Origin of the sequence: Kitasatospora sp. GAS1066B (genome assembly GCF_041262605.1) — a bacterium.
In the GTDB taxonomy this organism is placed as follows: Bacteria; Actinomycetota; Actinomycetes; order Streptomycetales; family Streptomycetaceae; genus Kitasatospora.
In genome coordinates this window covers 121,185-128,570 of sequence record NZ_JBGCCO010000026.1, presented here as the reverse complement: position 1 = coordinate 128,570, position 7,386 = coordinate 121,185, and the positions used below count along the sequence as shown (strand labels likewise).

Genomic DNA, 7,386 nt, shown 5'->3' with positions numbered 1-7,386 from the left:
TCAACATATCTGGCGTTGACTTTTGGCACGCTGTTGAGTTCTCAAGGAACGGACACTTCCTTCAAGCCGCTCTCGCAAGCTCTCCGGGCGCTTCGCTCTTTCGTGTTTCCAGCTTATCAGATCCGGCTCAGTGCCTTTTCCGCTTCGCTTTCCGCATTTCGCTTCCGGCCTTTCGGCTTTCCGCTGTCCCAGACTCTAGCAGAGTTTCTGTCCAGCGATTTTCACGCTCATCAGATTTACTCGCCGCCACATAACGTGGTCCGGGCAACTCGGAGAACACTACGCATCGGCCCATCCGGAGTCAAACCGGCCCCGGACAGCAGTGCTGTCCGGGGCCGGCAGGGCTTCCAGCGGGCGTCGCGTCAGTGGACCTCGGTGATCTCCGGGCCGCGCGCGAACGGGCTGAGCGTCGCGTCGCCGAACCGCGAGGTCTCCGCCTCGGGGGCGCCGACGCCGCCGTCGGCGACCATCTGGGCGTCCTCGGGGAGCTTGAGCACGATCGGGTCGCGCGGCGCCATCGGCACCTCGCCGCGGACGACCACGGTCTGCCGGAACACCTGCTCCAGCACCTCGGCCGACTCGGGCTGCACGGCGGCCTGCCCGGAGATCACGCCGCGCAGGAACCAGCGCGGGCCGTCGCAGCCGACGAAGCGGACCAGCTGCACACCCTGCGTACCGTCCGGCAGCTGCACCGGCACCTGTGCGCGCAGGTGCCAGCCGAGGTTGCCCTCCTCGACCTCGACCAGGCCGCCCTGGGTGCGGATGCCGTCCGCGATCTCGTCGCGGACCTCGCCCCAGATGCCCTCGGACTTGGGCGCGGCGAAAGCCTGGAGCTGGATGGCACTGTTGCCGAGGACCAGGGTGGCGGCCACGATCGCGTCACCGGCCACCTCGACTCGCAGCTCCATCCCCTCGACGCCGGGGACCAACAGACCGCCCAGGTCGACCCGGCCCTCGGCGGGGCTCTCCAACTCGGAGAAGTCCCAAGGGCCGTCGGGGCGCGGGGCCGGCGGCAGGCCGACACGGTCTGCCGGGTCGTCCTCCTCGACAGCCTCGTCGACCTCGTCGACGTCGGTCAGTGTCTCGCTCTCGGAGTCGGCGGAACCTTCGACGTCATCGGCCGTCTCGTCGGCGCTGATGGCGTCCTCGGCGAGCTGCTCGACAGCGTCCTCGCTCTTCTGGCGACGACGGAACACGGTCACTGTCCTTCCCGGTCCAAGACCGATGCGAATTCCTGCTCGTACCTTCGGCGACCTGCGCGGCCCGAGCCGGCAGGCCGCGGCATGCTAAACCGCCGCGTGACCACCGGTCGACCCGAACCCACCCTCGGCGCGTGCGGACCCGGGCAGTTCGGCCACCTCGTGGAAGCGGGCCTTCTCGACCTGCTGGATCACCAGCTGCGCGATCCGGTCCCCACGTCGGAAGCTGACCCGCTCGCGCGGGTCCAGGTTGACGACGATCACCTTGATCTCACCACGGTACCCGGCATCGACCGTCCCTGGGGCGTTCACGAGCGCAACTCCGCAACGAGCTGCCAGGCCCGAGCGCGGGTGCACGAACGCGGCGTAGCCGTCAGGCAACGCGATGGCGACACCGGTCGGGATCACGGTGCGCTCGCCCGGCTCGAGTTCGGCGTCGACAGCGGCGCAGAGGTCGGCGCCGGCGTCGCCGGGCTGGGCGTAGCCGGGCAGTGGCAGCTCGGGGTCCAGGCGTCGGATCAGGACGTCGACCGGCGGACGGGCGGAGGAACTCACGGATTCACCTCGAAGGCTCTGGCGCGCTTGAACAGGTCAGGGTCGTCCAGGGCAGCCTTGATGTCCTCGGGACGACCGTGCGTGGTGAAGTGTTCCAGTTTCACCTGAACGAAGAGGGCAGCCGCCCGGATCGCCACCGGCCCGTCGGGGCCGCCGATCCGTCCCTCGCCCGCGCAGTAGAGCTTGCGGCCGTGCACGCCGGTGGCCCAGGCCCGGATGTGCAGCAGCGCGTCGACCGGCACCGGGCGGACGAAGTCGACCTCCAGCCGGCCGGTGACCGAGGCCAGGTGCAGGATCCAGTTGAGCGAGCCGAGAGTCTCGTCCATCGCGGTGGTCAGCAGGCCGCCGTGGGCCAGGCCGGGGCCGCCCTGGTGCACCGGCTTGACGGTGAACTCGGCGGTGACGTCCACTCCTTCGCCGGCCCGGACGTCCAGCTGCAGGCCGCTGCTCTGCTGCGGGCCGCAGCCGAAGCAGTGCACGTAGTGGGAGCCGAGCGGAGTGCCGGGAGCGGGCGCCTCGGGGTGGCGCTCGGGCAGGACGGCGTCGGCCGGTGGGGTGGTCGGCGCCGGCGGCTGCCGCAGGTGCTCGGCCGGCGCGGCAGAGCCCTGCGGGGCCGGTCTGGGGGCGATGGATCCAGTCACAGCGCCCGACCCTACCCGCGGGTAGCTTCGGGCGCACCAGTCGATTCCACTCCCTGGACCGGGGGGCTGGTGCCGGGCCGTAGTAATCGGTGCCCACAATGGGGGGCATGTACGACGAACGCCTCACCGCGCCCCGCTCCTGGTGGCTGCTGCCGATCGCGGCCGGCCTGTCGATCGGCCTGATCCTGCTGAAGTTCGGGCCGGTGCCCGGGCTGATCGGCCTGGCCGTGGGGCTGGTCGTCGGAGCGGTCGGGCTGAGCTCGTACGGCTCGGCCCGGATCCGGGTGGTCCAGGGCTCCCTGGTGGCGGGGCAGGCCCGGATCCCGGTGACGGCGCTGGGCGAGGCCCGGACGCTGGACGCCAAGGAGGCGGTGGCCTGGCGCTCGGTGAAGGCCGACCCGCGGGCGTTCATGCTGCTGCGCAGCTACGTGCCGACCGCTCTGCGGGTGGAGATCACCGATCCGGGCGACCCCACGCCGTACCTCTACCTCTCCACCCGCGATCCGCAGGCGCTGGCCGCCGCGATCGACGCGGCCCAGGGCTGACCGGATCCCGCCCGGGCCACTCGGCCCGGGCGGGACACAGCTGGGGACACGAATGGCGAAGGGGCGGTCCGTCGTGACGGACCGCCCCTTCGCCATTCGTGTGCGACCGCCGGATCGGTCGCTCGATCAGCCGCCGGGGCGGTGACCCGCTCCGGCGGGGCGGTGTGCCGGGCCGACGCCGAGCTGCCGTGCGGCAGGCGCCGGACTCGGACCGAAGCCGCCCGATGTTCAGGCGCAATCCCGGCAGTACGGCTGGCCGCTCTTCTCACCGGCGAGCTGGCTGCGGTGGTGCACCAGGAAGCAGCTCATGCAAGTGAACTCATCGGCCTGACGGGGCAGGACCCGGACGGACAGCTCCTCGTTGGAGAGGTCTGCGCCGGGAAGTTCGAGACTCTCACCGGAGTCGTCGAAGTCGACGTCGACCGAGGGTGCCGACTTCTCGTTTCGACGAGCCTTGAGCTCCTCGATGCTGTCCTCGTTGATGTCGTCGTCTGTCTTGCGCGGGGTGTCGTAGTCCGTTGCCATTTTTCGCTCTCCCCCTCTGGGTGTGTGCGGTATCTCCAGCGCACGTAACGCATGAGGGGCCGGTCTTGTGCCCGACCCGAGGCCGAGATTGTGCCTTACTTCAAGCCCTGTTACTCAATCGACACTCAGCGGCGGACCCGACCAGGTGATCGAAGCCGTCTTCGATGGGCTTGCGGACAGTGGCGGCCGTTGGCCGGGAACCACCCGCTGTCGAATACGGATCGTGATGGTACGCCCCGTCCACCCCTTGCGCCAGGGCACCTCGGCCCAGGTGGGAGGGGGCTCGGCGGTTACCGGTTGTGGAAGCCTGGCTGCCGGATCCGGCTACCGTGCGCGATGGTCGGCGTCGGCCGGTTGATCACTCTGCGAGATCATCCGAACGAGTGCGGTCAGCTGATGTGACCTTGGTCACGCCGGAGTATTTTTCGGACAAACCGGCTGGAATCACCCCACCGAATCGAGTGGCGGTACGACCCAACCGGTCGGTGCGAGGCTTTCCGAACAGGCCTCTGCAACGGCTCACCACCGGCCCCACACGCACCCGCCGCCTATCGGCCACCATGGCGCGCGACGGCGGGGACTCAGCCCGCGCGACGCGGGGGCTCAGCCCGCCTTGCGCGCCGCGTTGGCGGCCCGGCGGGCGAGCAGCGCGGCCTGGCGCTCGTCGAACTTGGTGGCCTGGGCGTCCAGGCCGTCCAGGAAGAGCCCGAGTTCCTGCTGGGCCTGCAACCCGGCCGGACCCAGCCCGCCGATCTCCATCACCTTCAGGTGCCGCAGCACCGGCTGAAGCACGTCGTCGTGGTGGATCCGCAGGTTGTAGATGCCGCCGATGGCGATCTGCGCGGCCGACCGCTCGAAGCCGGGCATCCCGTGGCCGGGCATCCGGAAGTCGGTCACCACGTCGCGGACGGCCTGCATCGCGAGGTCGGGCGCGATCTCCAGCGCGGCCTTCAGCAGGTTCCGGTAGAAGACCATGTGCAGGTTCTCGTCGTTGGCGATCTTCGCGAGCAGCTGCTCGCAGAGCGGGTCGCCGGCGAAGTGGCCCGTGTTGCGGTGCGAGATGCGGGTGGCGAGCTCCTGGAAGGCCACGTAGGCGACCGAGTGCAGCATGCTGTGCGAGTTGTCGGACTCGAAGCCGGCCGACATGTGGTCCATCCGGGCCCGCTCCAGGGCCACTGGGTCGACCGCGCGGGTGGTCAGCAGGTAGTCCCGCAGTGCTATGCCGTGCCGGCCCTCCTCGGCCGTCCAGCGGTGCACCCAGGTGCCCCAGGCGCCTTCGCGCCCGAACATGGTGGCGATCTCGTGGTGGTAGCTCGGGAGGTTGTCCTCGGTGAGCAGGTTGACCACCAGCGAGATCCGGCCGAGCGGGGTCACCCGGGACTGCTCGAGCTCCCAGGCCTCACCGCCGAGCACGCCGTCGAAGTCCCGCCCCTGGCTCCACGGGATGAACTCGTGCGGCATCCACTCCTTGGCCACCTTGAGGTGGCGGTTGAGCTCGGTCTCGACCACCTCTTCCAGGGCGAGGATCAGCCGGGCATCGGTCCAGGCGGTCGAGCCGGTGCGCTGGGCGGGGGCGATGGTCACGACGGGAGCTCCTGAGCGAGGGGACTTACGGACGCGTCACTTACGGATGCGTAGGTTACGACACCGTAAGTTCATTGTGCCGCAAAAGACAAGCGCCCTGGTCCGCTCCTTCCGTGCAGGTGAAGGGCGTACCAGGGCGCTGCGGGCAGCCGGGGCCCGGGGCGGCACCGGCTGCGGCCGGTCAGGCTCCGGGGATTCGTACCCGCATGGTCAGTCCGCCGCCGGGACGGGGTGCCGCCTCGATGGATCCGCCGTGCGCGCGGACCACCGACCGGACGATCGACAGGCCCAGTCCGACCCCCTTGTCGCTGCGGGTCCGGTCGGCGCCCTTGACCCGGCGGAACGGCTCGAAGATGTGTTCCAGCTCGTAGCCGGGGACCACCGGTCCGGTGTTGCTGACCACCAGCTCACCCAACCCGCCGGGCCCGGGCGTGGTGGTGATCTCCACCCAGCCGTCGGGCAGGTTGTAGCGGACGGCGTTCTGCAGCAGGTTCAGCGCGATCCGCTCCAGCAGCACGCCGTTGCCCGAGACGGTCACCGGGTTGAGTTCGGCGCGGATCTCCACCTCCCGGTTGCCCGCCTCCGAGCGGCTCTGCTCGATCGCCCGGGAGGCCACCTCGGCGAGCTCCACCGGGCGCCGGTCGGTCAGCTCGTTGTCGCTGTGGGCCAGCAGCAGCAGGCCCTCGACCAGTTGCTCGCTGCGTTCGTTGGTGGCCAGCAGGGTCTTGCCCAGCTGTTGCAGGTCCGGCGAGGTGGCCGGGTCGGCGAGCTGGACCTCCAGCAGGGTGCGGTTGATCGCCAGCGGCGTGCGCAACTCGTGCGAGGCGTTGGCGACGAAACGGCGTTGGGAGTCGAAGGAGCGGTCCAGCCGGTCGAGCATGTCGTCGAAGGTGTCGGCGAGTTCCTTGAGCTCGTCGTCGGGCCCCTCCAGCTCGATCCGCCGGTGCAGGTCGGAGCTGGCCACCTCGCGGGCGATGCGGGTGATCCGGCCCAGCGGGCGCAGCACTCGACCGGCCATCGCGTAGCCGGCCGCGAAGGCGATCAGCGCGAGCACGACGAGCACGGTGAGCGCCTGGCGCAGCAACGTGTCGAGCTCGCTGTGCTGCCCGACCTGCATCTGGGTGCGGAAGTACTGGTTGAACTCGTCCCCGGTGACCGCCCGTCCGCCGATCTGCGCGGTGATGCCGGGGTCGATGGTGATCTGCGGCACCGGCGTGTTCTGGAAGGCGTTGCGCACCACGACGTACATCAGCATCAGCAGCAACACCCCCGCCATCAGGAACATCCCGCCGTACAGCAGGGTGAGGCGGATCCGGATGGTCGGCCGGAACGGCAGCCAGCTCAGCCCCTCGTCGGGCTGGTACGGGCCGACGTGCAGGGCGGCCGGGCGTGGCGGGTGGTCCGGGCGCGGCGGCACCGTGTCGGAACTGCCGGAGGGCCCGCCGGTCGTGGGCGGGGTGGTCATGAGTTTCGTCCCCTTGGAGGTGGCGGGGTGGGTGGGCATCAGATCCGGTAGCCGGAGCCGGGCACGGTGACGATGACGGCCGGGTCGCCGAGCTTTCGGCGAAGGGTCATCACGGTCACCCGCACCACGTTCGTGAACGGGTCGGTGTGCTCGTCCCAGGCCTTCTCCAGCAGCTGCTCGGCGGAGACCACGGCCCCGCCGGCGCGCATCAGGACCTCCAGGACGGCGAACTCCTTGGGCGCCAGCTGGATCGAGCGACCGTCGCGCAGCACCTCGCGGCGACCGGGATCGAGGGTGATCCCGGCCCGGTCGAGGACCGGCGGCAGCGGGACGGTGGCGCGGCGGCCCAGTGCTCGCACCCGGGCGACGAGTTCGCTGAAAGCGAACGGCTTGGGCAGGTAGTCGTCCGCACCGATCTCCAGGCCCTCGACCCGGTCGCTGATGTCCCCGGAGGCGGTCAGCATGATCACCCGGGTCGCCAGGCCCTGCTCGACCACGCTGCGGCAGACGTCGTCGCCGTGCACCAGCGGCAGGTCCCGGTCGAGCACCACCACGTCGTAGTCGTTGACCGCGATCCGCTGCAACGCGGCCTCGCCGTCGTACACCACGTCGACGGCCATCGCCTCCCGGCGCAGGCCGGTGGCCACGGCTTCGGCGAGCAGCTGCTCGTCCTCGACGACAAGTACCCGCACAGCGGTTGTCCCTTCTCTGGGGCACGCGTGGCGGGATCGGAGTGTCCCCGTACGCGGGCCTACGACTCCGACGGTCCCTCCATCCTGCCTCCTGCCCCGGTAAAGCATCGGTAAGGCGACCCCACCCGGCCCTCGCCCGGCCACCAGCCCCGAACGGGGGTACGACGGACGAACGTGACG

At 70.2% G+C, this 7,386-nt stretch carries 8 protein-coding genes; 1 reads left to right on the top strand and 7 read right to left on the bottom strand.

Features of this window, described 5'->3' with window-relative positions:
- Positions 1–362: 362 nt before the first annotated feature.
- From ABH937_RS27045 to ABH937_RS27035, 3 genes are all read right to left on the bottom strand, one after another.
- Positions 363–1,196: a DUF3710 domain-containing protein gene (locus ABH937_RS27045; protein ID WP_280694941.1), complete on the bottom strand. Its 834-nt coding sequence runs from the start codon at positions 1,194–1,196 to the stop codon at positions 363–365.
- A gap of 90 nt (positions 1,197–1,286) precedes the next feature.
- Positions 1,287–1,754, bottom strand: coding sequence for a dUTP diphosphatase (gene dut / locus ABH937_RS27040; RefSeq protein ID WP_280694942.1), 468 nt, complete (start codon positions 1,752–1,754; stop codon positions 1,287–1,289).
- Entirely contained in the window at positions 1,751–2,335 is a 585-nt protein-coding gene (locus ABH937_RS27035; RefSeq protein WP_280694952.1) for a PaaI family thioesterase, read from the bottom strand. The genes dut and ABH937_RS27035 overlap by 4 nt, the downstream gene beginning before the upstream one ends.
- Before the next feature lie 167 nt (positions 2,336–2,502).
- Between ABH937_RS27035 and ABH937_RS27030 the strand changes: the two genes are divergently transcribed.
- The gene (locus ABH937_RS27030; RefSeq protein ID WP_370147071.1) at positions 2,503–2,940 is read left to right on the top strand and encodes a DUF3093 domain-containing protein; all 438 of its coding nucleotides are present in this window, start codon (positions 2,503–2,505) and stop codon (positions 2,938–2,940) included.
- A gap of 228 nt (positions 2,941–3,168) precedes the next feature.
- On the opposite strand, the gene ABH937_RS27025 is transcribed toward ABH937_RS27030, so the two are convergent.
- The 4 genes from ABH937_RS27025 to ABH937_RS27010 all read right to left on the bottom strand — a co-directional run bounded on the left by ABH937_RS27025 (position 3,169) and on the right by ABH937_RS27010 (position 7,206).
- The gene (locus tag ABH937_RS27025) at positions 3,169–3,465 is read right to left on the bottom strand and encodes a DUF4193 domain-containing protein (RefSeq protein WP_280694943.1); all 297 of its coding nucleotides are present in this window, start codon (positions 3,463–3,465) and stop codon (positions 3,169–3,171) included.
- A gap of 603 nt (positions 3,466–4,068) precedes the next feature.
- Positions 4,069–5,049: an acyl-ACP desaturase gene (locus tag ABH937_RS27020; RefSeq protein ID WP_280694944.1), complete on the bottom strand. Its 981-nt coding sequence runs from the start codon at positions 5,047–5,049 to the stop codon at positions 4,069–4,071.
- A gap of 181 nt (positions 5,050–5,230) precedes the next feature.
- Entirely contained in the window at positions 5,231–6,514 is a 1,284-nt protein-coding gene (locus ABH937_RS27015; protein WP_280694945.1) for a HAMP domain-containing sensor histidine kinase, read from the bottom strand.
- A 38-nt stretch (positions 6,515–6,552) separates the two neighbouring features.
- Positions 6,553–7,206 (bottom strand): response regulator transcription factor, encoded by a 654-nt coding sequence (locus ABH937_RS27010; protein WP_035846216.1) that lies wholly within the window; start codon positions 7,204–7,206, stop codon positions 6,553–6,555.
- Between the last annotated feature and the right edge of the window lie 180 nt (positions 7,207–7,386).